Below are 25,871 nucleotides of genomic sequence, written 5' to 3' on the forward strand. Positions count from 1 at the left end.
GCAGAGCTTGATCTTCCCTTCTCCCGCCGGGAGAAGGTGCCCGAAGGGCGGATGAGGGTACGGCCCGCCCCACTTCGTGACATCCAAGAGCACATCACCATGGCAACACGACGCGGTTTTCTCCAAGGCGCCATCGCGGCAGCACTGCTCGGCAGCGCAGGCCTCTCCGGGCTTGCGCGCGCACGCGCCGGCAACTACGCACTGCCGGCCGATGCGCGCACCCGCGCCGAGCTCACCCGCCACGTCGATGTGTTCATCGGTACCGGCGGCCATGGCCACACCTTCCCCGGTGCGACCCTGCCGTTCGGCATGGTGCAGCTGAGCCCGGACACCTACAACGCGGTATGGGATTCGTGCTCCGGCTATCACGAGTCCGACGGCTCGATCATGGGCTTCTCGCACACGCACCTGTCCGGCACCGGCATCGGCGACATGCTGGATTTTCTGCTGGTGCCCGCCACCGGCGAAGTGAAGCTGGTGCCCGGCGCACTCGACGCACCGGACAGCGGTTACCGCTCGCGCTACGACCATGCCGACGAAGCCGCCTCGCCCGGCTATTACCGCGTGCGGCTCAAGGACAGCGGCGTACATGCCGAACTCACTGCCACCGCGCGCGCCGGCCTGCACCGCTACCACTTTCCCCAGGGCAAGCCGGCGCATGTGCTGCTGGACCTGTGCCACGGCATGCAGGACAAACCCGGCATCCCCACCCGCATCACCGACGCGCAACTGCGCGTGGTCGACGACCGCACGCTCACCGGTGGCCGGCGCGTCTATCAATGGGCGCAGGGGCGCTACATCTATTTCGCCATGCGGCTGTCGCGGCCGTTCAAGCAGGTGCAGCTGTACAACGAAGACCAGCCGCTGGCCGCAGGCACGCGCAACGTGGACGGCGTGCACCTCAAGGCCGCATTGCACTACCCCGACGCAGCCGACGCACCGCTGCTGATCAAGGTCGGCATCTCCGCTGTCAGCGCCGACAATGCGCTGGCCAACCTGGATGCAGAACTGCCCGACTTCGACTTCGCCCGCGTACATGCGCAAGCCGTGGCCGCCTGGGAAAAGGAACTGGCACGCGTGCGCATCGACAGCGACGACGACGCGCAACGCCGCATCTTCTACACCGGCCTGTATCACAGCCTGCTCGCGCCCACCCTTTTCAGCGATGTGGATGGCCGCTACCGCGGCATGGACCTGCAGATCCACACCGCCCCCAAGGGCTATCACAACTACAGTACTTACTCGCTGTGGGACACCTACCGTGCCGCGCATCCGCTGCTCACCCTGGTGCAGCCCGAGCGCGTACCGGACCTGCTGCAATGCCTGGTGCGCGGCGCCAACGAATGCCCGGACGGCGTGGGCATCTGGCCGCTGCAAGGCGTGGAAACCGGCTGCATGATCGGCTACCACTCGGCGGTGGTGCTGGCCGAGGCGCATGCCAAGGGCTTCACCGGCATCGACTACACCGCCGCCTGGCCGGCCTACCGCAAGCGCGCCATGGACGACACCACCCATGGCCTGGCGTACTACCGCAAGCTCGGCTATATCCCCGCCGACAAGGTGGACGAAGCGGTCAGCCGCACGCTGGAATACGCCTACGACGACTGGGCCTGCGCGCATCTGGCGCAGGCCGCCGGTGCCACCGACGATGCACGCGCACTGCGCGAGCGCTCGCGCAATTACCGCAACGTCTTCAATCGCGACAGCGGCTTCGTACAGGCGCGTCTGGAAGACGGTAGCTGGGCCACGCCGTTCGACCCGCGCGGCATGGGCCATATCAACAAATGGCGCGACTTCACCGAATCCAACGCCTGGCAGGCCAGCTTCCTCAATCAGCACGATCTGTACGGCTACATGGACCTGTACGGCGGCCGCGACGGCTTCGTCGCCAAGCTCGACGAGCTGTTTTCCACCAGCTCCGAACTGCCCGCCGATGCGCCACCGGATATCGACGGCCTGGTCGGACAGTACGCGCACGGCAACGAGCCCAGCCATCATGTGGCCTATCTGTTTGCTTACGCCGGCCAGCCGTACAAGACCCAGGCGATGGTGCGCCGGCTGCTGCGCGAGCAATACCACGACGCGCGCAATGGCCTGTCCGGCAACGAGGACTGCGGGCAGATGAGTGCCTGGTTCGTGCTCAGTGCGCTCGGGCTGTATGCGGTGGACCCGGTCAGCGGCAACTACGTCCTCGGCAGCCCGCTGTTCAAGCGCGCAGAACTCGATGTCGGCAACGGCCGCACGCTGCGCATCGTCGCCAACAACAGCAGCGCGCAGAACGTGTATGTGCAGGCGCTGAGCTGGAACGGCAAACCGACCAACCGCAGCTGGATGCGGCATGCCGACCTGGCCGCTGGCGGCACGCTGGAATTCACCATGGGCGCCAAACCGAACCTGGCCTTCGGCGCGAACAAGGAAGATCTGCCGCCTTCGTTTGCTTGAAGTCTGTTCTTGCCCGTCACTCGTCACTCGTTACCGCCGAGAATCGCCCATGTTGCGCAGCACCCTCAGCCCCCTCGTCCTGGCCCTCGCGCTGGCGCTTCCCGTCGCCGCCAATGCCGCCGACACCCACAGCTGGCCCAGCTTCGGCACCCAGGGCACGCAGTTCGTGCGCGACGGCAAGCCGTATCAACTGCTCTCCGGCGCCATCCATTTCCAGCGCATCCCGCGTGACTACTGGAAAGACCGCCTGCAGAAGGCGCGCGCACTGGGCTTGAACACGGTGGAGACCTACGTGTTCTGGAATCTGGTCGAGCCGCAGCAAGGCCGGTTCGACTTCACCGGCAACAACGACGTGGCCGCGTTCGTACGCGAGGCCGCCGCGCAAGGCCTCAACGTGATTCTGCGGCCCGGCCCCTACACCTGCGCCGAGTGGGAAGCCGGCGGCTACCCCGCCTGGTTGTTCGGCAAGGACAACATCCGTGTGCGCAGCCGCGACCCGCGCTTCCTCGCCGCCAGCCAGGCCTATCTGGATGCCGTGTCCCAACAGGTGCGTCCGCTGCTCAATCACAACGGCGGGCCGATCATCGCCGTGCAGGTCGAGAACGAATACGGCTCCTACGACGACGACCATGCCTACATGGCCGACAACCGCGCCATGTACGTCAAGGCCGGCTTCGACGACGCCTTGCTGTTCACCTCCGACGGCGCCGACATGCTCGCCAACGGCACCTTGCCGGACACCCTGGCGGTGGTGAACTTCGCCCCCGGCGAGGCCAAAAGCGCGTTCGACAAACTGATCAAGTTCCGCCCTGACCAACCGCGCATGGTCGGCGAATACTGGGCCGGCTGGTTCGACCACTGGGGCAAGCCGCACGCCAGCACCGATGCCAAACAACAGACCGAAGAGCTGGAGTGGATCCTGCGCCAGGGGCATTCGGCCAACCTCTACATGTTCATCGGCGGCACCAGTTTCGGCTTCATGAATGGTGCCAATTTCCAGGGCAATCCCAGCGACCATTACGCCCCGCAGACCACCAGCTACGACTACGACGCCATCCTGGACGAAGCCGGCCGCCCCACCCCCAAGTTCGCGCTGATGCGCGACGCCATCGCCCGCGTCACCGGCGTACAGCCGCCCGCGCTGCCCAAGCCGATCGCGATCACGGCGCTGCCGGAGACACCGCTGCGCGAATCCGCCTCGCTGTGGGACAACCTGCCCGCCCCGATCGCCATCGACACCCCGCAGCCGATGGAGCACTTCGGCCAGGACTACGGCTACATCCTCTACCGGACCACCGTCACCGGCCCGCGCAAGGGGCCGCTGTACCTGGGCGAGGTGCGCGATGTGGCGCGGGTGTATGTCGACCAGAAGCCGGTCGGCAGTGTCGAGCGCCGGCTGCAGCAGGTCTCCACCGATGTGGATCTTCCGGCCGGCCAGCACACGCTGGATGTGCTGGTCGAAAACAGCGGCCGCATCAACTACGGCCCGCGCATGGCCGACGGCCGCGCCGGGCTGGTCGACCCGGTGCTGCTGGACAACCGGCAGCTCACCGGCTGGCAGGCCTTCCCGCTGCCGATGCGCTCGCCCGACAGCATCCGCGGCTGGACCCGCACCCCCGTCGCAGGCCCGGCCTTCCATCGCGGCACGCTGCGCATCGGCACACCGACCGACACCTATCTGGACATGCGCGCTTTCGGCAAGGGCGTGGCCTGGGCCAACGGCGTCAACCTGGGCCGCCACTGGGCCATCGGCCCGCAGCGGGCGTTGTATTTCCCGGCGCCGTTCCAGCGCAAGGGCGACAACGCCGTGGTGGTGTTCGACCTGGACAGCATCGCCAAGCCCGGCGTGCGCGGCCTGCAGCAGCAGGTGTGGATCACGCCGAAGGAGTAACGGGCACGCGGATGCTGGGCCGCTGGCGATCGCGCACCGGTCCGGGACGGCGATCGCAAGCCGCACGCCCATCCCCCGTCGACGCCCAACCCAACCGCCAGGCAACCCGCCGGGCGCCCCCGGAGCGACGCCCCTTCAGACCGCCGCGCGCCCGCCGCTATCTGGAGGTCCGCTGCCCGCGCAGCGTCTGCTACCAATTGCGGTATCGGACCGACCGCATTCCAGGCAAGATCACCGGCTCACGCCGTTGTGGAAGGCAGTGGCGCATTCCCGTCGTCCTATCGGGCGACGGTCAGATCGTGAGTTCCAGGAGCGTTTCATGTCGTCGTCCACCGTTACGCAAGACCCTGTCTCCGCGGTTCCGGAGCAGACCCAGCACGCCTTCGCCGAACACGTTCACAGCAAGCCCGCGCCCAGCCAGCCGATCGGCAGCACCGAAGCGGCGCACCTGATGACCTTCCTGTGCCAGACCCACTCGGCCAAGCAGCCGCAGATCCTGTTGCCGCCGCAGGCGCGCGACGACGACGCGGCCTGAGTGCGACGACGCTCGCGTCAGCAATGGCAATAGCAACATTGGCGACAGCACTGCCGCTGTCGCCAGCCGCCATTATTTGCTGGTGTTGAACGCATTGAGCACGGTGAGCAGACTGGTCAGATTGTCGGCGATGCCCGCCTGCGCGATCTTCTCGACATCCGCCGCCGAGGCGGTCGTATCAAGGCTGTAGATCTGCATCACGCCCTGGTTGGTGGCGGCCTGCGACAGCGTGTTTTGCTGCTGTTGCACCGATACCGCGTTCTGAAACAGGATGTCGGTCGAATGCGCCATGCTCTGGTAGACCGTGCTCGTCGCCATTGCAGGCGCCTCGCCAATGACCTTGACGTTGGACTGCGTGACAGCATCGGTGATCTGGTCGTTGACTGATGTTGGAAAAGCCATACGTGTGCTCCTGAGTGGACGGATACACGGCGCTGCGCGTTGTTGCACGCCAATCGGCCCTGACAGCCGGTCGCAGCTGTTTACCGCGTCGCAGTGCGCCGACCAAACACCAGGCACACCGCACACCGTGTCATCTCGATAACGGCCTGCTCGCGCACGACTGAATCCTCGCAACGCCGCTTCGCGATGGACGTCGCAGGCGCAGCAAAGTCCTGCGTCATGGCGGTGTGCAGGGTCAACGCGGTCAGGCCGAGTGCGGCCAGCCAGCGCAATGGGGAGAGCGGGTGTCATGACATCGCGGCGCCTCGCAGTGGTCGGTGACCACGGCCGCCTGGGATGACCGGGGAACATGGTATTTAATAGATAATAAATAGGTATCTTTAAAATCCGCACAGGACTTCACCACGATGCTCCCGTCACGCCTGCTGACCTGCCTTGTTGCGAGCCTTGCCGCCTGCGCAGTTCAAGCCGAATCGCCCATGCCGACGCCCTCACCCATCGTGCTCAGCGAGTTCATCGCCGACCCGGCACCGACACCGCAGGCGCACGCCTCCACGCTGCTGGAAACCCGCGACGGCACGCTGCTGGCGGCCTGGTTCGGCGGCGCGCACGAGGGAGCGGCCGATGTCGGTATCTGGCTCGCACAACGCGGCGCGCAGCACTGGCAGTCGCCACGACGCATCGCCGATGGCGCGCACGCAGGCACCAATGGCGCCGCGCTGCCGGCCTGGAATCCGGTGCTGTTCCAGTCCGGCACCGGCCCGGTGCAGCTGTATTACAAGCTCGGCCCAAATCCGCGCGATTGGTGGGGACTGCGCACCACTTCCGATGACGACGGTGCGCACTGGTCGCCGTCGCAGCGCCTGCCCGACGGCATTCTCGGCCCGATCAAGAACAAGCCGGTGCAATTGCCGAATGGACGCATCCTTGCGCCCAGCAGCAGCGAAGACCGCGGCTGGCGCGCGCATCTGGAATGGAGCGACGACGACGGCGCGCACTGGCAGCGCGGTATGCCGCTCAACGACCCGAGTGTGATCGGTGCGATCCAGCCCAGCGTATTGCTGCACGCAGACGGGCGCGTGCAGGTGCTCGGGCGCAGCCAGCAGAACAAGTTGTTCAGTACCTTCTCGCAGGATGGCGGCCTGCATTGGCAACCGATGCAGTTGCTGGATGTGGAGAACCCCAACTCCGGCACCGACGCGGTGATGCTGCGCGACGGCCGCGCCCTGCTGGTCTACAACCCCGGTATCGCCGGCAAGGACTGGTGGGATGGTCGCGGCACGCTTGCGGTGGCGCTATCGACCGACGGCGTGCATTGGCAACGCGCCCTCACGCTGGAAAACAGCGCAAAAGACGAGTTCTCCTATCCGGCGGTGATCCAGACCCGCGATGGCCTGGTCCATATCAGCTACACCTGGAAGCGCCAACGCATCAAGCATGTCGTCCTGGATCCGACACGACTTGGCAGCGAAGCAGATGACATGAGATCGCCGCAGTCATTGCCCGGAAGTGTGCAATAGATCGAACGGTCGAGGGCGCGGTGCCCTCGCCGCTTGCGGGACACGGCATAAACCTGTCCGTGGATGCTCCTTGGCGGCATCCATCATGCTCTGCTTGCAAACACGCACACCGACCATCTCGACAGGTCCTTGCCCGCCCACCGTCGCGGGACCTTACGCGGCATGGATGCCGCGTAAGAGCCTACATGGACGTACTTGCGGCGTGTCCCGCGATGGTGGGCGGGCAAGGGCCCTGCAACGAAGCACCAGATCAGACGCTTTGCCCTCACTTCTTCCACAGCGCCCGTCTGAGCTCAACACAACATGCTCCTGAGCATTGCCGCCGTTTCAACGCAGCAAAGCCTGGTGGTCGTGCGCTGATAGAACTGCACAAGCGACTCGCAGACCGCCGCTCCTGCTCTTGTCCATGCATACCGACCATCTCGACAGGTCCTTGTCCGCCGACCGTCGCGGGACCTTACGCGGCATGGATGCCGCGTAAGAGCCTACATGGACGTACTTGCGACGTGTCCCGCGAGGGTGGGCGGGCAAGGGCCCGGCAGCCAAGTTACAGCTCACATGCCACGTCTTCGCTTCACCTAAATTGCCCAGCCACAGCGTGCAAAAAGGTCCAGCTCACGCGCTCCACAATCGGCACACGCGCCTCACAGCTCCTGCAACAACCCCACGATCCGCCGCACACGCGCCACATCGGTACGCTGGTAGTCGCCGCCCAGATCGGAGATGTACGCATGCGGCGCATGCACCTGCGCCGCAACCGGCCCACGTGAGGAGGCATGGAACTCGCGTGCGCCGGTGTTGGCACGCAGCGCACGCACATTGCTTTCGGACACGCCCGCGCCCGGCATGATGCTGATGCGGTCGCCCGCCTGCCGCACCAATGCGGCAATGGTGTCGACACCTTCAAGCGCGCTCGCACGCGCACCGGAGGTCAGCACGCGCTCGCAGCCCAGCGTGATTGCATCTTCCAGCGCGCGCGACGGATCGGCACTGACGTCGATCGCACGATGAAAGGTCACGCCCAGCGAACCGGCTGCGGCGATCAACACCCGCATCGTGCCCATGTCGACCTGCCCGTGCGGATCCAGCGCACCCAGCACCACGCCATCGCAGCCCAGCCGCACGCATTGCTCCACATCGCGCCGCATCACCTCGACCTCCGCCGCGTCGAAAACGAAGTCGCCTACGCGCGGACGGATCAATACGTATAGCGGAATCTGCAATCGCTCACGCACTACTGCCAGCGTGCCGAACGATGGCGTCAGCCCGCCGCCATCCAGGCCCCCGCAGAGCTCGACCCGCATCGCACCGCCTTCCTGTGCCGCCAATGCCGACCCCACCGAATCGGCGGCCACTTCCAGCCCCAACGCACTCATGCTGCAGGCTCGGTGGTGTAGTGGCTTTCGCCGGGCACCAGCAGATCCTGCCGCTGCGCATCGCAGACCGCGTAACTGAAACCCTTCTGGATCGCAAACGCACCCACCTCGCCGCGCTTGTTCATCGCCAGAAATCCTACCTGCAAGGTGCGGGTGAGTTCGGGCTTGCGCCGGATCAGCCGCATCACCACCTCGCGGCAGGCATCGGCCGGCGACTTGCCCTGGCGCATCATTTCCACCACCGCAAAACTGCCGACATTGCGGATCACCTCTTCGCCGACGCCGGTCGAGGTCGCACCGCCCACCTCGTTGTCCACATACAGCCCCGCGCCGATGATCGGGCTATCGCCGACCCGGCCGTGCATCTTCCACGCCATGCCGCTGGTGGTGCACGCGCCGGACAGGTTGCCGTGCGCATCCAGCGCCAGCATGCCGATGGTGTCGTGATTGTCCTTGCCACCCGGCAGTTTCGCATCGCGCCAGGCGCGGTTTTCGATATTGGCTTCCGGCGAATATTTCGAGGTCTTCAACCACTCTTTCCACGCCGCTTCCGAGCTGGGCGTGAGCAGCTTGGTCTGCGGGAATCCCTGCTCCAGCGCGAACTGCCGCGCGCCATCGCCGACCAGCATCACATGCGGGGTTTTTTCCATCACCGCGCGCGCCACCGAAATCGCATGCACCACATCTTCCAGTGAAGCAACCGAGCCGCAATTGCCCAGGTGATCCATGATGCAGGCGTCCAGCGTCACCCGGCCGTCGCGGTCCGGATAGCCGCCCAGCCCCACGGTGGGATTGTTCGGGTCCGCTTCGGGCACGCGCACGCCGGCTTCCACTGCATCCAGTGCGATACCGCCGCTGCCAAGGATTTTCCAGGCCGCCTGATTGGCGGCAATGCCGAAATCCCAGGTGGAAATCACCCGCGCCGCGCCGCGCGGCAGCGCGGTAACGCGTCCGGCCGTGCCGGCACCGGCGGCGGCCTGCGCACGTGCGCCCCACCCGGCCAGGCCGGAAGCGATCGCACCAAGCGTGGCGCTCTTGAGGAAGTGACGACGTTGGATCATCCGGGCGAACTCCATGCAGGAAGAAGACAGGCAACCGCAGTGCGCGGCCATAGCCTTCCATCATGCGGCAGCACCGCGCGCGGATAAACCGCCTTGCGGCGCCCAGCAGTGCGGATTCGCGCATAACGCGCAGCAATGACTGTAAAGCCCCTCTCCCACAGCGGCGAGAAGGCACGGCTTGCGCGCGGGCCTTGGAGCGCCCGCGCTGCTGGCGAGGGCCGGGACGCAGAGCGGAGGTCGGGGTGAGGGTACGGGGCGAACGGCACCGCCTTGCACCGCCGTGCTCTCATCCGGCGCTAGGCGCCACCTCCTTCCAATGGGAGAAGGGAAGCATCAAGCCCCTCTCTAATGGGAGAGGGGTTGGGGTGAGGGTACGCAGACAAGTGATGCCCATCGCCCAGCCCTCCCCGCAGCGGGCACTGCACACAGCACTCAGCAGCGATCGAAAAAATCTTCACCCCAGTTAACCCCGTTTGCCGCACTGGCCCGTTTACTCAACAGAGGCGCAGTGCACGGCGACCTCGGGCGGTCCGTTGTTCACCCATCCCTCTTCGCCACGCAAAGGATTCCCATGCCCCGTCACAGCCTTCTTGCGCTCGCCTTGCTGCTGAGCGCCTGCTCGCACGAGCCGACCCAGCCGAACAGCGATAGCTCACGCGCCACCGTGCTGCCTGCCACCGCGCAGCCATCGCCATCCACCGCTTCGACACCCGCGCAGATCGAGGGCAGTCTCGCAGCGCCTGCCCCCGCCCACCCCATGCAGCCGCCGTCTGTGCCGAGTCCAGCACCGGCACCATCGCCATCCGCAATGCCGATGCCGATGCCGATGCCGATGCCAGCAGCGCCCATCGCACTTGAGGCCTCCGTTGCACAGCGGGCGCCAAGCGCCAAGTGGGTCGCACAACGCCCAATGCTCGACAACCGCATGCCGATGCCGCCGCTCCTGCCGGCACCGGCCGAAGACCGCGAAACCTATCAAACGCTGCGCGACAACCCGATCGTGCAGACTGCGGCGAATCCGGTGTCCACCTTCAGCATCGACGTGGACACCGGCAGCTACAGCAATGTGCGGCGCTTCCTGAGCGCAGGCACGCTGCCGCCGGTGGACGCCGTGCGTGTGGAAGAGCTGATCAACTACTTCCGCTACGACGACCCCGCACCCACCAACGGCCAACCGTTCGCCGTGCGCACCGAACTGGCGCCCACGCCCTGGAACAACGACAGCCTGCTGTTGCGCGTCGGCATTGCCGGCCGCGACATCGCCAGCGCCGATCTGCCGCCGGCCAACCTGGTGTTTCTGGTCGATGTCTCCGGCTCGATGGACTCGCCCGACAAACTGCCGCTGCTGCAATCCTCGCTCAAGCTGCTGGTGCGTCAGTTGCGGGCGAAAGATCGCATCACCCTGGTGACCTATGCCGGCAACACCGCAGTCGTGCTGCCGCCCACGCCCGGCGACCAGCAGGGCCGCATCATCGAGGCCATCGACAGCCTGCAGTCGGGCGGGTCCACCGCCGGCGCCAGCGGCATCGAACTGGCCTACAGGGCTGCCCAGCAAGCCTATCTGCGCGGCGGCATCAACCGCATCCTGCTCGCCACCGATGGCGACTTCAATGTCGGCGTCACAGACTTCGATCAGCTCAAGGGCATGGTCGCCGAGAAGCGGCGCTCCGGCGTGGCGCTGTCCACGCTCGGCTTCGGCACCGGCAACTACAACGACACGCTGATGGAACAGCTGGCCGACACCGGCGACGGTGCCTACGCCTACATCGACTCGTCGCTGGAAGCACGCAAGGTACTGACCCATGAGCTCGGCGCCACGCTGGCCACGATCGCGCGCGACGTCAAGATCCAGGTCGAATTCAATCCGGACACGGTCAAGGAATACCGCCTGATCGGCTATGAAAACCGCGCACTGCAACGCGAGGACTTCAACAACGACCAGGTCGATGCAGGCGAGATCGGCGCCGGCCACACCGTCACCGCGCTGTATGAAATCACCCCGACCGACGGCCACGCATCGGTGGACCCGTTGCGCTATGCCAACACCCCCACACCTCGAAAAGTGCGTGCAATCGACAGCGAACTGGCACACGTCAAACTGCGCTACAAACTGCCCGATGCACAACGCAGCCGATTGCTCGACACGGTGGTCCGCAGCAATCAGCGCCGGGCCTTGAACGCCACCAGCGATGCCTTCCGCTTTTCCGCCGCAGTGGCCGGGTTCGGCCAGCGCCTGCGTGGCGGCACTCAGCTGCACGGCTGGGATTATCCGCAGGTGCGCGCCCTGGCCGCGGCCAGCCTGGGCAGCGACCGCTTCGGCTACCGCGCCGATTTCCTGCAGCTGGTGCAGCAGGCCGACGCACTGAGTAGCCGGCCAATCGCAACCACCGACTGATGCGCGCGGCACCTGCCTATACTGCGCGCATGCAACCTGCCGACCTCGCGCATCTTCCCGACGAGGAGCTCATGCTCCTCGTCGCCAATGGTTTTGTCGAACAGCCGGCCACCGAGTTGTTCACGCGTCACAACCGCGCCCTGTTCAACTTCCTGGCCTGGTTGTGCGAAGGCAACCTGAGCGAAGCCGAAGACCTCGCGCAGAAGACCTGGGTCAAGCTGATGACCCGCTGCAGCGACTACCGCCCCGGGCAGGCCGCCTTCACCAGTTTTCTGTTCCAGATCGCGCGCAACGGCTGGATCGACACCCGTCGCAGCGCCTCTCACAGCACCTCGGTGGCGCTGGACGACGCGCATCTGCAGCTGCCCGATGACGATCTGTCGACCGAGCAGCTGGCCATGCTCGGCCAGCAACACCATCGCGTGCGCGCCGCGGTGATGGCATTGCCCGACGCACAACGCGAAGTGGTGGTGCTGCGCTTCTTTGCCGAGCTCGGCGTCGACGAAATCGCCCAGGTGATCGGCGAAGGTTTCGAGACCGTCAAGAGCCGGCTGCGCTATGCATTCGCAAAGTTGCGCCTGAGCCTGGACGCGACCCGATGAGCCAGTCCTTCGAACGGTTTGTCGCCGGCAGCGACGGGCTTGCCGCACTGCTGCGTGCACTGCCGGCGCATACGCCGCCAGCGTCGATGCAGGCGTGGTTCGCACAGGCCGCACGCAACGCCGATGCCGAACGCGCTGCAGTGCATCCACCGCAGGACACCTTGCAGTTCGAAGCACCCGCCACGATGGCGGCGATGTTTGCGGCGGCCGCCGCGCAGGCGGAGCAGGTGCAGGCCGTACGGCGTGCTGCCGTGCAGGCGCGTCTGGCACAGGGCCAACCTATCGATCAGGCCGGGACGACGAACCTGGGCGAGTCAGCGCGTGCGTGGATCGCCGCGCAGCAGCTACACGCCGATACGGCAGAGCTGCGTCCGACCGCAGACGTGGCCGCAGCAGCAGCTGCGTCGCTGGCTACCGCGGTACAGGCATCTGCGCAGGAAGCCGGAGCTGCATCTGGAGTCGCATCGCGCGCGCTTCCTGCGCCCGACTTTGCGTCCACATCCACATCTACCTCCCATGCGGCGCAGGCGCAGGCATCAGCAGCCACAGCAAGCTCAAACCCCGCCCCTGCCGGCAACCCAGCCGCCCGCCGACGCAGCAGCCGTCGCCCGCGCTGGATGCCGACGCTGGCCTTCGCTGCATCGATCACCCTGGTGGTCGGCATCGGATTGCAGTGGCAGGCCAGTCAGCCCAACGAGGAGGCGCCGGCAGCGGCTGCAGTCGAGACGGCAGTCGTCGAACCGTCGACAGTTCACCCAGCCAGGCGCGCGCCTGAGCAGGTCGATCCCGGCGCAGGCCATGCGTTGGTTTTGCCCGCAGTGCCGGCACCTGCGGATGCCGAAGTCCCCGAAACCGCAGCGCGCCCGAGCGCGGCAGCGCCCTCCCCGCCGCGCGCGCCATCAGCCCTGCCATCGCCCGCCTTCGCCCCGGAACCAGCCAGTGCACCGGCGCCTGTAGCGCCTGCGCCGTCATTCGACTCCGCACTCGCCGCCGACCCCACGCCAGGCACTGACCTGCAATCAGCCGACGCCCAGCCACCCGCGGCGCCTGCACCAGCTCCAGCCCCGATCGTCGCACTCCCTGAGGATGCGTCGGTGACTGGCTCGCTCGCAGCCAGTGCCCGGCGCAGCGCGCCTGCAGCACTTGCACCCATCCCGCCCTCGCCCGCACCGGCATCACTGCCGGCCCCACCGCCGTTGACCGAGCAGGCGCAGATCGTCATCAGCGCAACAGACGGCACGCTGCAGTCACGCGCGCCTAGCGCAGGCCAGCCTGCACCGCTGCGTGTGCTCCATGCGCCGTTGGCGCAGACGGACGCCGCCCGCGCAACACCGCCAACCAGCCAACCAGCCGTCGGCACCACGGCAACCGAGATCAGGATGTCTCGAGCAAAATCCGCCCCGGCGCGCCGCCTCGCGCCGATTAAGCGCGCCATGCCACCGGCCGACTGGCTTGCGCGCCACGCCGCCGCCGACGATCACGCGCCGGCTCGGATCCGCATCCTGGCCGCCACACCCGATGCACCCGAGGTGCAGGACTGGGCCAACCGACTGCGCGCGTGCCTCCAGCAACGCGGCTGGTCGACACAGGTGGAGGTCTTGCAGGATGCAGGGCTCGAAGCCGACCAGCTGCGTGTCGAGCCGCTGACCGCCACCCCCTAGGTCACCGCACATCGGGCATCGCTGTACCCGCCTGCGCAACCGGGCTCACGCACCCGCCGCCGGATCGTCGCCGCGCAACCTGCTGGTCAACACATGGTCGCGCCAGACGCCGTTCAATTGCAGGTAACGGCGCGCATAGCCTTCGATCTGGAAGCCCAGCCGCTGCAGCACACGCGCACTGCGCAGGTTGTCGGGGACGTATTGCGCCATCACCCGATGCAGGCCAAGCGGGCCGAACGCAAACCCGATGCCCTGCGTGGCCGCCCACTGAATCAGGCCGCGCCCCTGCTGCTGCGCATCCAGGCCATACCCGAGATGACAGCCCTGGAAGGCACCGCGCTGGATCTGGGTGAAGCCGACCGTGCCGATCACCTGCGCATCGCGCAGCAACACCAGTTGCAACTCGCGCTCGCCCGGCACCGCGGTGCGGTAGGCGATGCTCAGCCGGCGCCAGCCCTCGGTGGTGTAGAACGCTGGTGGCCGCAGCGGCATCGCCGCGGCCAGATGCGCGCGATTACGGCTGTGGTAATCGGCCATCGCGGCCGGATCGACGATGGCCAGATCGCACAGCAGCACACCGTCGGCGTGCTCGACCGGCGCGAAGACGGGAAGACTCATGACAGCCGCGGGCGCGCCTTGCGCGCGGCGTGCGAGTTGTGTGGAGCAGGCTGACACATACGGATCACGCCCCCGCAAACGGTTGCCCTACGGCAGCAAGACATACCAGCCATCTGCCCACTGCACGCAGCGCGGCGGCACTCGTCAGAGCAGCGCGGCCTCTACCCGATCCTCATCCCGGCACTGCCCGCAACCGGGCAGCGTCGTCGCCCGGCAATGGCGCTTTAGGCGGCAACCGCCGCAAGCGCCTGCGCAACCTGCGCCTCAATCGCATCCAGATTCGGCAGCAGCGCACTCTGCTCGCCCAGCAGCACGCGCATATGCACGCCGTCGGGCAGCGCATCTTCAGAGGCATCGGCCAGCAGGCCGTCGCGCGGCACCGAGATCAGCTGCGGGAACGAGGCGGTGAGCAAGGCGAAATACGGCAGCACCGGATTGCCGCCCAGCGCCTTGAGCACGATCACCTTGTTGTTGACCGCCGTAGGCTCCTCGCCCATGCCGCTCAAGCGCGCGAACGACAGCAGCGGCACCTTCCAGCCGTACCAATCGATGCGCCCGACCACCCAGCGCGGCATCTCGGCCATCGGCTCGACCGCAACGCGCGACATCACCTCGGCCACCGTGGCGTTGGGCAGCAGCACGCGCTCCTGGCCGGCCTGGATCAGGACGCCGCGGATTTCGTCATTGTTGGCGTAGCTCATCGCACCTGTTCCGTTCTTGAGAGGAAGCGCCCGGCTTATGCCGGCCAGCGCTGCGCCAACGCCTGCGCCAGCTGCGCAGGGTCGCCGGTCAGAATGCCCTGGCGCGCCAGACGTGCCGCCGCGGCCGGGTCGTAGCAGCCGTCGGCGGATTGACCGGCCAGCCAGCCGCCCTGCTCGGCCAGCGCCAGCGCGGCCTCGACCAGCGCCTCATTGGCGCCGCTGAGCATCAGCACCGCGCTGTCGGTCGGCGGCAACGCGGCCACCAGCCCGGCCGGATCGGCCTGCGCGACAAACGCCAGCGCGCCGGCATGTTGCTGCACGCCGATGTCGTCGGACAGCACGTAGACCTTGCCCGCCGCAATCACCTGGCCGGCTTCGCCCAGTTCGACCGGCAATGCCGACACGCGTCCCATCTGCCGCACCAGGTTGCCGTACTGGCCGCCATCCAGGGTCATGCGCACCAGCACGGCGCGCGGAAACGCCGGCGGCAGCGCGGACAGCAGGCGACGGATCGCATCCGGGCCGCCGATACCGGCCAGTACCAGCACAGCACCGGTGGTGTCACCGGCCTGATCCAGCTCCACCAGCGACAGTCCGCCGGTCGACAACGCGTCCATGTTCAATTCGGCACGCGGGCGCACCACCACCGCGACCTCGTCGACCAGGCCCCAGGTACTGGAATCGCCCAGCGTCAGGCCCGGCTTGTCGGCCGCGGCCTCGGACGTGTCCACGCCCCGTGCGAACAAGGCATCGCCGGGCACGCTGTCGAACGCATGCGCGGCTGCCTGCAGATGCTGGTCCAGCTGCAGGTCCGAATGCTGCCGCGGCGCCAGTTCCAGGCCCGGTTCGGGCTGCAGCGACGGCTCGCTCTCGGTGCCTGGCGGCAGTACGTCGGCATGGCCATGCAGCTTGGCGGCCAGATGGCGCACCCAGCGCTGCGCTTCCCAGCCCTCGCGACGCACGGTCAGCTCGGCCTCGTCGAAGATCACCGTGACGCCGGGCATGTTGAAGGCCGGCTCCAGCGCTTCGAGCGCGTCTTCGATCGACGGCTCCAGCGCGACCAGCACCGCCACCGGCTCGGCATCGCGCAGCATCTGCACGTCTACCGCGGAGGGCTCGTCTTCCAGCACCACGTGGGCACCGGCCAGGCCGAGCGCTTCACGCAGGCGCTCGCGCGCCTGCCCGGGCCGGCCCAGCAAGGCGACCGGAGTTCCCATTGCGCCATTATTCTCGGACACGGGCGATCCCCAGCAGGTCATACACGTTTCGCATCAGATCCAACTCTTGGTAAGGCTTGCCCAGGTAACGCTGCACGCCGATCTCGAAGGCGCGCTGGCGATGCTTCTCGCCGCTGCGCGAGGTGATCATCACGATCGGCACCGCCTTGAAGCGCGGGTCGGCACGCATCGCGGTCGCCAGCTCGTAGCCGTCCATGCGCGGCATTTCGATGTCCAGCAGCATCAGGTCGGGCACGCGCTCCTGCAGCAGTTCCAGTGCCTCGACACCATCGCGTGCGGTGGTGACATCCAAGTTGTGGCGTTCCAGCACGCGGCTGGTGACCTTGCGCATGGTCAGCGAATCGTCCACCACCATCACCAACGGCACCTGGCGCTGCGATTCGGCAGGGGTTTCCGGCGCCGGACGCGCCGGCTGGCTGAGATAGCGGCGCACCAGCGGGGCCACGTCCAGGATCACCACCACGCGGCCATCGCCGGTGATGGTGGCGCCGTAGATGCCCGGCACCGAAGCGATCTGCAGGCCCACCGGCTTGACCACGATTTCGCGGTTGCCCAGCACCTGATCGATCGCCACCGCCGCGCGCAGGTCGCCCGCACGCACCAGCAGCAACGGCACCTGCGCCTGACCATCGGCACGCGCGGCGGCCTGGCCGACCAGCGAGCCGAGATCGTGCAGCACGTACTCCTCGCCGGCGTAGTGGTAGCCGCCCTCGCCCGACTCGTAGCGGCTGCGCGAGATGCGGCCGATACCGCTGACCGATGCCACCGGCACCGCGAAGGTGGTGTCGCCGATGCGCACGAACACCGCCTGGGTGACCGCCAGCGTCTGTGGCAGGCGCAGGGTGAAGGTGACGCCCTGGCTGCGTACCGAGTGGATGTCCACCGAGCCGCCGAGCTGACGCACTTCGTTGCGGACCACGTCCATGCCCACGCCACGGCCGGCCAGCTGGCTGACCTGCTCGGAGGTGCTGAAACCGGAGGCGAAGATCAGCCCATCCAGTTCGGCCTCGCTGAGTTCCTGGCCGGGTTCGATCAGGCCGCGCTGCTCACCGCGGCGACGGATCGCATCGCGGTCCAGCCCGGCGCCGTCGTCGGCCACTTCCAGCACGATTTCCGAGCCTTCGCGGCGCAGACGGATCGCGATGCTGCCCTCTTCCGGCTTGCCCGCGTCGCGCCGTTGCTCCGGCGCCTCCAGGCCATGCGCCACCGAGTTGCGCAGCATGTGTTCCAGCGGCGCGACCATGCGATCAAGCACGTTGCGATCGAGCTCGCCCTGGGTACCTTCCAGCAGCAGATGCACCTGCTTGCCGGTATCGGTGGCGGCCTGGCGGACCACACGGCGCAGACGCGGCACCAGGCCGTCGAACGGCACCATGCGCGCACGCATCAGGCCGTCCTGCAGCTCGGAGCTGACGCGCGACTGCTGTTGCAGCAGGCCGTCGTACTGACGCGAGAGATCTTCCAGCACGCCCTGCAGACCGCCCAAGTCGGCGGCCGATTCGTTCAGCGCGCGGCTGAGCTGCTGCAGGGTGGAGAAGCGGTCCAGTTCCAGCGGATCGAAGGTGCGATCGCCCTGATCCTGCTCGCGCTGATAACGCGCCACGATCTGCGCTTCGGTTTCCAGATCCAGACGACGCAACTGGTCGCGCAGACGGGCGTTGGTGCGATCCAGTTCGCCCATGGCGCCGCGGAAGGCGCCCATCTGCTGTTCCAGGCGCGAGCGGTAGATCGCCACTTCGCCGGCGTGATTGACCAGGCGGTCGAGCAGGTCGGCACGCACGCGCACCTGTTCCTGCTGCGTGCGCGGCAGCAGCTCTTCCTCGACCTGGCCGTCGACCGGGATGGGCGCCGACAGCGGTGCCGGTTCCACCGACGCCTTGGCGATCGCACGCACATCGGCGTCGCTGGGCTCTGCGGCATTGCGGCCACGGGTGCGGGTTTCGAAGGCTTCCACCAGGTCGGTCGGCATCGCCACGGCGCGGTGCATGCCGGTGCGGGTCAACAGCTGATGCAGGCGGTCGAAGCCGCGCTCGAACAGGCGCACGTCGTCGCGGTCGATGTCGGTCCGGTTGGCCGCCACCGCTTCGAGCAGCGATTCGATCGCATGGCCGAGGTCGCCGATGGCGTTGATGCCGGCCATGCGCGCGCCGCCCTTGAGCGTGTGCAGGTCGCGCTGCAGTCCGTTGAGGACCTCGCGGTCTTCCGGCACCTCGCGCATGCGGGCGATCAGACCATCGCAATGGTCGAGCAGGTCGCGGCCTTCCTCGACGAAGATGTCGACCAGTTCGCCATCGAGCTGGTCGAAGTTGAGCGGGCCGGTATCGAAGGCTGCGCCCACGTCGCTGGCGGCGCTATCGCCCGCTGCGGCGTCTTCCACCGGCGCGCTGAAGGCCACGGCGGCGGCGTCTTCGTGTTTGCTTACGGAGTCGGTAGATTCGACTTGCTCTGTGTGTCCGACCTGTTCGGCATGCTCGGGATACTCGACTTGTTCGGTGTGTTCGACTTGCTCGGGATGCTCGACAGCATCCGTTGCGTTGGCAGCCTCGAGCGTCGCGTATGCGTCTGCGTCTGGATGCTGCGCGTGGACCTCGGCATCGGCATGGGTATCCGCCTCGGCGTCAGCAGCGACGTCCGAATGCAGCTCCGGCGCACTTTCTGACTGCGGATCGCCGGTCTCTTCGACCTGATCGGCCACCTGCGCCATCTCGAAGGCCTGCACCGACTCGATGGTGTGTTCGGGTAGCGCTTCGGCAGCCTGCTGTGCGTCTGCAGCGTGGTCTGCGTCTGCGGGCTGTTCCACCTCTGCAGTCTGTTCTGTCTCTGTAGCCTGCTCTGCTGCTGGAGTCTGCTCTGCTTCTGCAGCGCGCTCGGCTTCCGCAACGTGCTCGACTTCGTCGGCATGCGCGTGCGCGTCCAGGTGTTCCTGCTCGTCCGAATCGACATGCGCTTCCGATTGCGCAGCCTCGTCCGTATGCACAGGTTCCTGCAGGTGCACCTGCTCGCCCGACCGAGCATGTTCTTCGGAAGACGGATGCTCGCCCAACTGCGCGGTGTCTTCCACCTGCAACTGGTCGCCAAGCTGCGCGTCGGCATCCTGCGGCAACGCGGCATCGCTGTGCTGCGCTGCCTCGTCGACGGGCGGCTGCGCGTGCGCACCGATAGCCTCGTCGTGCGGGGTGGACACGTGGTCGCGCTGCCCGGTCGACTCGCCATCCAGCGCCGCGCTGTCCTGCGTCCAGTCTTCGCTGGTCGCCGCTTGCGTGTGGTCGGCCAGCGGGGCCTGCGCATGCACTGCTTCCAATGCCTCGATGGTCTCGACAGGCGCTTCGTCCGTGGACGCCGCGTCATCGCTCAATGCCGCTTCGGCATCCTGCGCGCTTGCGTCAGCCTCGCGCTGGTCGTGCTGCTCGTACTCGGCAGCATGCTCGCCCGGCGACTGCTGCTCGGCGTCTGCACGCTCGGCAGCAATCTCCCCGGCTTCGGGTGCGGCGAGCGTCTGCGCATCGCCCAACGCGGCTTCCGCGTCGGACAACTCGTCCACTGCCACGTGCTCGCCAGCTTCCGGCACGTCGCCTGCTTGCGCATGCGACGCCGCCTCGACATGGCCGGCCTGCTGCAGCCCGGTCGCATCCCAGGCATCGGCGTCGACCACCGGCTCATCGGCCGGCGTGTCGTGCGCATCGACGCCAGGCGACTCAGCCTCGGCCCCGGCTTCGTGCTGGTGCTGGGCAGCATCGCCATGCGAGGCCTCGGCGAGCTGCTCCGCTCCCGCATCGGAGGCGACTGCATCACCGGCCGGGGCCTGCGCAGTCTCGACCGAATCAGCAACCTGCTCCTGCTCCAGCGCAGCAAGGTCAGCCGTCTGCGTCTGTTCGTGCGGTGCCGGTGCGTCCAGCGCAAGCGACGAGGTGTCTTCGGCCTCGGCCTCGGCCAGCTCGTCCACCGCGATCGCTGCGTCGGCATCGGTGTGCGCATCGGCATCCGCTGCGTCATCGGCGGCATGCACGGGCGCGCTGTGATCGCTCGTATCCGACGGCAGCGCGCTGGCGTCCAGATACTGCGACAGATCCTGCGCGCCGGTCAGCTCGACCGCCGACTCGCTGCTGACCGCCATCTCGCCCGGCGCATCCAGATCTTCCAGCTCGTCCAGGAGCGCCTGCGGTGGCCACTGCGCTTCCGGCAGCGTCTCCACCAGCGCGCGCAGGCGTTCGCTCAACGGCGCAAACGACGGAATCAACGGCGCATCGGCGCGCAAGGCGGTCACGGTGGTGGCGATTGCCGACGCCGTTGCGGCAATGGCGTCGATGCCCTCCTGCGAGGGGAGCAGCGACGCGGCAAGCAGACGCTTGACGTAGCTCTCGGCCGGCGTGGTCACCAGCGTGATTTCCGGCACGTCGGTCATCGCAAACGCGCCACTCATGGTGTGCACCGCGCGCAGCAATTCTTCGCTCGCCAGCTGCGGCTCGGCCTGGTTGGCCTGCAGCCATGCGTTGACGGTTTCCAGGTGGGTGGCGACTTCGGCTTCCAGGATCTCGCGCAGCACGCTGTCCACCGAGGCCGGTGTGCCACCGGTCGCCGCGAACACGCCTGCCGCTGCCGGAATGAAGGCGACATCCGCAGCCACCGGCGTCGCCGGCGCGGCCACGTAATAGACTTCTTCGCCCGCGGCCACACGCTCGGCAACTGCCTGGATGTCCGGCAGATCGGCGCTGATGCGGCCCTGGTCGCGCAATGCGGCGTTGAACTGCGGCAGCACTTCGTAGGCCAGTTCGACCATCGCCACCACCGCCGGGCTGGCCGGCCGCGAATTGTCGAGCACGCGGTTGAGCATGCTCTCGATCTTCCAGCTGAACTCGCCGAGCACCTGCGCGCCGACCAGGCGACCACTGCCCTTCAAGGTGTGGAAGACGCGGCGGATCGGGCGCAGGTTGTCCTGGCTGTGTGGCGCGGCACGCCAGACCGGCAGCAGCTGACCCAGATTGACCAGCTCTTCGTCGAATTCCTCCAGGAATACGTCGCGGATGTCGTCGTCGATATCGCTGTCGCCAAAGCCGCCGAAGATGCCGGCATCGGCACTGGCCTGGGCCGGTTCGCTCGCTGCCGGCTCGGGCGCTGCCTTCGCAGTCTGAGTGTCGGCATCGGTCGTGTGCTGTACCTGCGGACGCTGCACATCGAACTGCGCGGCGGCCGCGTCGAGCTGGGCCAAAAACACCGTCGATGCGGCGTCCAGTTCGAACTCGCTGACTACCGCCTGCTGCACGCGCGGTGCGCTCTGCTCGGCGGCGGCGTCGGCCGGGGCTGGCTGCGGTTCGGGCGCGGAGTCGACGAACGGGTCGTCCAGCTCTTGCGGCGCCACGGGCGGCAGCGGCGGCGGCGAAAACGCATCCTCGATGCTGGTCTGCGCGCGGCCGGTCTGGGCCTGCGCGATAAAGTCCAGCGGTGCCTCGCTCTGGTCGGCATCGCCAGGCAACTCGATCTGCTCGATCTGCAGCGGCGTCGGTTCGGCAACCGCCGGCGTGGCGCTATCGTCCTGCTCCAGCGCACTCAGATCCACGGTGTAGCTGACCTGCGCGGCATCGGCCGACCCGGTGCCGTCCTGCTCGGCCAACACCGGGTCGAACACCGAGGTGGCGATCGGTGCGGCGTGCTCGGTGGTTTCCAGCTGCCAGTCGCCGGGCGCCTGCGCGCCATCGTCGGACAGGTCCAGCGGCGCAACCGTAAACGGCACGTGCGCCTGGCCGGAGACGGTTTCCTCGGCGGCGACCGGGTCGAACGAAAACACCGTGTCGGTAGCGGCAGCGCCGGTGTCGTGCACCACGCTGGCGGCGAACGGCGCCTCGACCACGGTTTCGTTGGCCCATTCCAGCGACGGCGTCGGCGCAGCGTCATTGGCCGCCAGCGCCGGGGCAGCGGCCTGCTGCGCGAGCGATGCGGCGAGCTGCTCGGCCACGCTGCCCGGCTGGTCGGCACCGACCGGCAGGTCGGACGGCTGGCCCGAGGGCAGCGGCCAGTAGCGCAGCGTTTCCAGGCTGTTGCGGGTGATGTCCAGGATTTCTTCGCGGCCGGGACGGCGCTCGCGCAGGGCTTCCAGGTAGTACTCCAGGCTGGCCATCGCATCGGCCAGGGTGTCCAGCTGGCGCCCGCTGGGCACGCGCTGCTTGCCGATCAGTTCCAGATCGACATAGCGGCGCACGCCTTCCAGGTAATCGGCCGCCTGCGGCAGCTCGAGGATGCGCAGCGCACCGCCGACTTCGCCGAGCAGATGCGGCACGTCGGCCAGGCGGGCGTGGTCCCAGTTGGTCTCGATGAAGGCGACGAAATGCTCGCGCGCCGCACCGAAATTGGCGATCGCTTCCTGTGCCAGCACGTCCACCGTGCGCCGCACTTCCGAGGAGGTGGCGCTGTTGCTGGCTTCATTGCCGTCGCCGACATCGGCGCCCAGGCTGGCGACCTGGTCATCCAGCGAGGCATCGACATACAGCAGCGCGCCGGCGATATCCAGCAGCACGCCTTCGTCCATCTGCACCTGGCCGTCGACCACGCGCGCCAGCGCATCGCGCTGCTGCACGACCACATTGCGCGCCACGCCCAGGCCCATCATGCCCAGGGTGTCGGCAACGCTGCCAAGATCCTTGACCTGGGTCTGCAGCTCGGCGATCTCGCCGCCGGTACGCAGGTGCAGGTCCAGCGCGTCCTTGACGCGCAGCAATTCTTCCTTGACCGCGTTGCCGACGGTGTCGAGCAACTCGCGATTGCGCCCGCTCAGGCTGCCGCGCGCGTGATCCAGTTCGGCCTCGGTGGCGACGCCGGCCTGCGGATCGAACGCGAACAGCACGCTTTCGCTCAGGCCTGGCTGACCACGCGTGGCACGGATTTCGTTGAGCAGCGGCAGCAGCACGATCGGGATGTCGCGGTGACCGTTCTGCAGACGCTCCAGGTAATCGGGCAGCAGCACGGTGCCGCGCATCAGCATGGCGCAGGCTTCGTCGCGGTCGGCCACCTCGCCGACCTGCACCGCCTGGGCCAGCAGCTCGAGTTCTTCGGCCACCATCGCCGGGGCGTACAGCTCCACCATGCGCAAGGTGCCCTGCACCTGGTGCAGATAGCCGGCGCAGAAGCGCATCCGACTGGTGTCGGACGGTTCTTCGGCAAAGTACTCGATCTCGTTGCGCGCCTGGCGCAACGTCTCGTCCAGCTCCGGCTTGACCCAGCCCAGCGCGGCGTGACTCATCGCATCGCGAAGCGCACTCATTGCAGCCCCCTGCCTACGGCCGGGGTACCGCCGAGGCGGCCACCGGTCTGTTCCTGCATCGACGTAACGCTACTACGCGCCATCTGCTGATCCTTTCCCGTTCCGCGTCGTGCTCACGCCGGCAGCTTGAAGTCGGCGACCGAACGGCGCAGATCGGCAGCGAGCTGAGCCAGGTTGCCGATCGACTCGGCCGTCTGCTCCGCACCCTGCGATGTCTGGCTGGTGATCTGACGGATCACGCCCATGGTCTGTGTGATATCCGTCGCTGCGGCCGACTGCTGGTGCGCGGCGATGGAGATGTTCTTGATCAGGTTGTTCAAGGCGTTGGACACGCGCTCGATTTCGGTCAGCGCGGTGCCGGCGTCTTCGGCCAGGCGTGCACCGGACACCACTTCGGAGGTGGTCTGCTCCATCGAGCTGACCGCCTCGTTGGTATCGGCCTGAATGGTCTGCACCAGGCCTTCGATCCGCCGGGTCGCGCCGGAGGTGCGTTCGGCCAGGCGCTGCACTTCGTCGGCCACCACCGCGAAACCGCGACCGGCCTCGCCCGCCGAGGCGGCCTGCACCGCGGCGTTGAGCGCCAGGATGTTGGTCTGCTCGGAAATGTCGTTGATCAGTTCCACGATCGAGCCGATCTCCTGCGAGGATTCGCCCAGGCGCTTGATGCGCTTGGAGGTTTCCTGGATCTGGTCGCGGATCTGGTCCATGCCCTGGATGGTCTCGCGCACCACGCCGGCACCTTCGGCGGCGATCACCACCGAGCGCTGCGCCACTTCGGCCGACTCGGTGGAGTTGCGCGACACCTGTTCGATGCTGGCGGCGATTTCGCTGATGCGCTCGGAGGCGGTGGTGATCTGGTTGGCCTGCTGGCCGGCGGCGTCGGCCAGCTGCATCGCGGTGGCCTGGGTTTCCTGGGTCGACACGGCGACCTTGGCCGAGGTGTCGTTGATCGTGGTCACCAGGTGGCGCAGCTCGTCCACGGCGTAGTTGATGGCGTCTGCAATCGCGCCGGTCATGTCCTCGGTCACCGAGGCCTTGACGGTCAGATCGCCCTCACCGAGCGAGCTGATTTCGTCCAGCAGCCGCATGATCGCCTGCTGGTTGCGGCTGTTGAATTCCACCTGCGCCTGGTAACGCACGTCCTGCTCGCGCGAGCGCACCCGCACCGAGCTCCAGACAAAGCCAATGATCGCCAGCAGCGCCAGCAGGCCGGACACCACGCCCAGCCAGAAGTTCGGAAACAGGCGCGTGTCGCGCACCGAGCCGAACGCCGAGAACGCATCGAACAGCTTCTTGCTGTCGTCCAGCATCTTGTTCGAGCCGGCGGTCAGCGCCGCGGCCGAGGACTGCGCGGCGAACAGGTTGCGCGAGCTGGCCAGGATGGCGTCGACGTCCTTCTTCATCGTCGCCCACTGCGCCTGCGACTGCTCCAGCGCCGACAATGCGGCCGGGTTGCGCACCGCGGCGATGCCCAGTTCGTCGTTGCCTGCGCGCAGGCCTTCGAGCATCTGCGTGAACACCACCGAGTCGCGTGCCAGCGCATCGCCGGAAGCGGCGGCATTGGCGGCACCGGCGCGCATTTCGGTCACCCGCCGCGCCATGGTGCCGGCGACCACGACCTGCTGCAGCGTGTTGTAGATCTGCGAGGCGGGCGCGCCGCTGACCGTCATCGCACGCACCACTTCGTTCAACTGCGCCTGCAGCTGCGGCACGCTGCCGGAGAAGCGTTCGGCGTTGCCTGACAGACCGAGCACCGCCGGTTCGCTGGCGATGACCTGATCGGCGTTCTTGCTCAGCGGCACCCAGGTCGCCTTGAGCTGGGCCATCGAACTGGCGACCGAGCCTTCCTGGCCGTAGCGGCCATCCAGTTCGCTGACCGTGCTGTCGATGCGGGCCTTGGTCTCCTTGAACGCGGCAAACGCCTTGGGGTCGCCGGAGACCGCTTCGCGGCCCTGGTTGGCCAACTGCTGCGACAGCACCTGCAGATCGGCCGCGCCGGTGCCGGCACCGGCCAGGCGACTGCCCTGCCAGGTGGCGACGCCGGTATTGGCGCCGAACACGATCATCGACAACACCAGCAAACCAAGCCAGAAGCTGGTGCTGACGCTGCCGAGCTTGTTGGTCTTGCGGGCGTCCGGGGCGGTACTCATGGTTCGACCTCGATCTGTATGACGTGG

16 protein-coding genes are annotated in these 25,871 nt (G+C 67.4%); 7 read left to right on the forward strand and 9 right to left on the reverse strand.

Annotated elements, in window-relative coordinates:
• The first annotated feature begins 99 nt into the window (after nt 1-99).
• The 3 genes from AC1PLS_RS15120 (at nt 100) to AC1PLS_RS15130 (ending at nt 4,868) form a co-directional block, all read left to right on the forward strand.
• Nucleotides 100-2,442 carry a GH92 family glycosyl hydrolase gene (locus tag AC1PLS_RS15120; protein ID WP_184433872.1) on the forward strand — a complete coding sequence of 781 codons (2,343 nt, stop codon included), beginning with the start codon at nt 100-102 and terminating at the stop codon, nt 2,440-2,442.
• 49 nt (nt 2,443-2,491) lie between these two features.
• Nucleotides 2,492-4,333 (forward strand): glycoside hydrolase family 35 protein, encoded by a 1,842-nt coding sequence (locus AC1PLS_RS15125; protein WP_184433869.1) that lies wholly within the window; start codon nt 2,492-2,494, stop codon nt 4,331-4,333.
• Between the two features lie 319 nt (nt 4,334-4,652).
• Nucleotides 4,653-4,868, forward strand: a complete 216-nt coding sequence (locus AC1PLS_RS15130; protein WP_016904393.1) for a hypothetical protein — start codon at nt 4,653-4,655, stop codon at nt 4,866-4,868.
• 72 nt (nt 4,869-4,940) lie between these two features.
• Here the strand turns inward: AC1PLS_RS15130 and AC1PLS_RS15135 are convergent, their stop codons facing one another.
• Nucleotides 4,941-5,270, reverse strand: a complete 330-nt coding sequence (locus AC1PLS_RS15135; RefSeq protein WP_184434395.1) for a RebB family R body protein — start codon at nt 5,268-5,270, stop codon at nt 4,941-4,943.
• 407 nt (nt 5,271-5,677) lie between these two features.
• Between AC1PLS_RS15135 and AC1PLS_RS15140 the strand changes: the two genes are divergently transcribed.
• On the forward strand, nt 5,678-6,790 hold the full coding sequence (locus tag AC1PLS_RS15140; protein WP_184433866.1) for a sialidase family protein: 1,113 nt from the start codon (nt 5,678-5,680) through the stop codon (nt 6,788-6,790).
• A 644-nt stretch (nt 6,791-7,434) separates the two neighbouring features.
• Here AC1PLS_RS15140 and AC1PLS_RS15145 read toward each other — a convergent pair.
• The 3 genes from AC1PLS_RS15145 to AC1PLS_RS15155 form a co-directional block, all read right to left on the reverse strand.
• Complete coding sequence (locus tag AC1PLS_RS15145) at nt 7,435-8,166, reverse strand: copper homeostasis protein CutC (protein ID WP_024940207.1); 732 nt, start codon at nt 8,164-8,166, stop codon at nt 7,435-7,437.
• The gene (locus AC1PLS_RS15150; RefSeq protein WP_104609129.1) at nt 8,163-9,227 is read right to left on the reverse strand and encodes a glycosylasparaginase; all 1,065 of its coding nucleotides are present in this window, start codon (nt 9,225-9,227) and stop codon (nt 8,163-8,165) included. The genes AC1PLS_RS15145 and AC1PLS_RS15150 overlap by 4 nt, the downstream gene beginning before the upstream one ends.
• Nucleotides 9,228-9,806: 579 nt before the next feature.
• Nucleotides 9,807-10,076 carry a hypothetical protein gene (locus AC1PLS_RS15155; RefSeq protein ID WP_481103816.1) on the reverse strand — a complete coding sequence of 90 codons (270 nt, stop codon included), beginning with the start codon at nt 10,074-10,076 and terminating at the stop codon, nt 9,807-9,809.
• Between the two features lie 61 nt (nt 10,077-10,137).
• Here AC1PLS_RS15155 and AC1PLS_RS15160 point away from each other — a divergent pair, with 61 nt between their 5' ends.
• The 3 genes from AC1PLS_RS15160 to AC1PLS_RS15170 all read left to right on the forward strand — a co-directional run bounded on the left by AC1PLS_RS15160 (nt 10,138) and on the right by AC1PLS_RS15170 (nt 13,885).
• Nucleotides 10,138-11,622, forward strand: a complete 1,485-nt coding sequence (locus AC1PLS_RS15160) for a vWA domain-containing protein (RefSeq protein ID WP_260300166.1) — start codon at nt 10,138-10,140, stop codon at nt 11,620-11,622.
• A 29-nt stretch (nt 11,623-11,651) separates the two neighbouring features.
• Nucleotides 11,652-12,224 carry a sigma-70 family RNA polymerase sigma factor gene (locus AC1PLS_RS15165; protein WP_104576486.1) on the forward strand — a complete coding sequence of 191 codons (573 nt, stop codon included), beginning with the start codon at nt 11,652-11,654 and terminating at the stop codon, nt 12,222-12,224.
• A 1,196-nt stretch (nt 12,225-13,420) separates the two neighbouring features.
• Nucleotides 13,421-13,885, forward strand: coding sequence for a hypothetical protein (locus tag AC1PLS_RS15170; protein WP_184433858.1), 465 nt, complete (start codon nt 13,421-13,423; stop codon nt 13,883-13,885).
• A gap of 45 nt (nt 13,886-13,930) precedes the next feature.
• Here AC1PLS_RS15170 and AC1PLS_RS15175 read toward each other — a convergent pair whose 3' ends face one another.
• The 5 genes from AC1PLS_RS15175 to AC1PLS_RS15195 form a co-directional block, all read right to left on the reverse strand.
• Nucleotides 13,931-14,503 (reverse strand): GNAT family N-acetyltransferase, encoded by a 573-nt coding sequence (locus AC1PLS_RS15175; RefSeq protein ID WP_102580834.1) that lies wholly within the window; start codon nt 14,501-14,503, stop codon nt 13,931-13,933.
• Between the two features lie 224 nt (nt 14,504-14,727).
• Nucleotides 14,728-15,204, reverse strand: a complete 477-nt coding sequence (locus AC1PLS_RS15180; RefSeq protein WP_024940325.1) for a chemotaxis protein CheW — start codon at nt 15,202-15,204, stop codon at nt 14,728-14,730.
• Nucleotides 15,205-15,239: 35 nt separating this feature from the next.
• Nucleotides 15,240-16,421: a chemotaxis protein CheB gene (locus AC1PLS_RS15185; RefSeq protein WP_102585093.1), complete on the reverse strand. Its 1,182-nt coding sequence runs from the start codon at nt 16,419-16,421 to the stop codon at nt 15,240-15,242.
• Nucleotides 16,422-16,428: 7 nt separating this feature from the next.
• Complete coding sequence (locus AC1PLS_RS15190; protein ID WP_184433855.1) at nt 16,429-23,694, reverse strand: Hpt domain-containing protein; 7,266 nt, start codon at nt 23,692-23,694, stop codon at nt 16,429-16,431.
• A gap of 113 nt (nt 23,695-23,807) precedes the next feature.
• On the reverse strand, nt 23,808-25,844 hold the full coding sequence (locus tag AC1PLS_RS15195) for a methyl-accepting chemotaxis protein (protein WP_184433852.1): 2,037 nt from the start codon (nt 25,842-25,844) through the stop codon (nt 23,808-23,810).
• Nucleotides 25,845-25,871 lie beyond the last annotated feature (27 nt).

Source organism: Xanthomonas sp. NCPPB 3218, assembly GCF_056725185.1.

What these genes read in the sequence shown, in the direction of transcription:
- AC1PLS_RS15190 (WP_184433855.1), bottom strand. Translation starts at nt 23,694, where the DNA reads ATGAGTGCGCTTCGCGATGCGATGAGTCACGCCGCGCTGGGCTGGGTC.
- AC1PLS_RS15195 (WP_184433852.1), bottom strand. Translation starts at nt 25,844, where the DNA reads ATGAGTACCGCCCCGGACGCCCGCAAGACCAACAAGCTCGGCAGCGTC.
- AC1PLS_RS15125 (WP_184433869.1), top strand. Translation starts at nt 2,492, where the DNA reads ATGTTGCGCAGCACCCTCAGCCCCCTCGTCCTGGCCCTCGCGCTGGCG.
- AC1PLS_RS15130 (WP_016904393.1), top strand. Translation starts at nt 4,653, where the DNA reads ATGTCGTCGTCCACCGTTACGCAAGACCCTGTCTCCGCGGTTCCGGAG.
- AC1PLS_RS15135 (WP_184434395.1), bottom strand. Translation starts at nt 5,270, where the DNA reads ATGGCTTTTCCAACATCAGTCAACGACCAGATCACCGATGCTGTCACG.
- AC1PLS_RS15145 (WP_024940207.1), bottom strand. Translation starts at nt 8,166, where the DNA reads ATGAGTGCGTTGGGGCTGGAAGTGGCCGCCGATTCGGTGGGGTCGGCA.
- AC1PLS_RS15180 (WP_024940325.1), bottom strand. Translation starts at nt 15,204, where the DNA reads ATGAGCTACGCCAACAATGACGAAATCCGCGGCGTCCTGATCCAGGCC.
- AC1PLS_RS15185 (WP_102585093.1), bottom strand. Translation starts at nt 16,421, where the DNA reads ATGGGAACTCCGGTCGCCTTGCTGGGCCGGCCCGGGCAGGCGCGCGAG.
- AC1PLS_RS15160 (WP_260300166.1), top strand. Translation starts at nt 10,138, where the DNA reads ATGCTCGACAACCGCATGCCGATGCCGCCGCTCCTGCCGGCACCGGCC.
- AC1PLS_RS15120 (WP_184433872.1), top strand. Translation starts at nt 100, where the DNA reads ATGGCAACACGACGCGGTTTTCTCCAAGGCGCCATCGCGGCAGCACTG.
- AC1PLS_RS15140 (WP_184433866.1), top strand. Translation starts at nt 5,678, where the DNA reads ATGCTCCCGTCACGCCTGCTGACCTGCCTTGTTGCGAGCCTTGCCGCC.
- AC1PLS_RS15155 (WP_481103816.1), bottom strand. Translation starts at nt 10,076, where the DNA reads ATGGGCGCTGCTGGCATCGGCATCGGCATCGGCATCGGCATTGCGGAT.
- AC1PLS_RS15150 (WP_104609129.1), bottom strand. Translation starts at nt 9,227, where the DNA reads ATGATCCAACGTCGTCACTTCCTCAAGAGCGCCACGCTTGGTGCGATC.
- AC1PLS_RS15175 (WP_102580834.1), bottom strand. Translation starts at nt 14,503, where the DNA reads ATGAGTCTTCCCGTCTTCGCGCCGGTCGAGCACGCCGACGGTGTGCTG.
- AC1PLS_RS15165 (WP_104576486.1), top strand. Translation starts at nt 11,652, where the DNA reads ATGCAACCTGCCGACCTCGCGCATCTTCCCGACGAGGAGCTCATGCTC.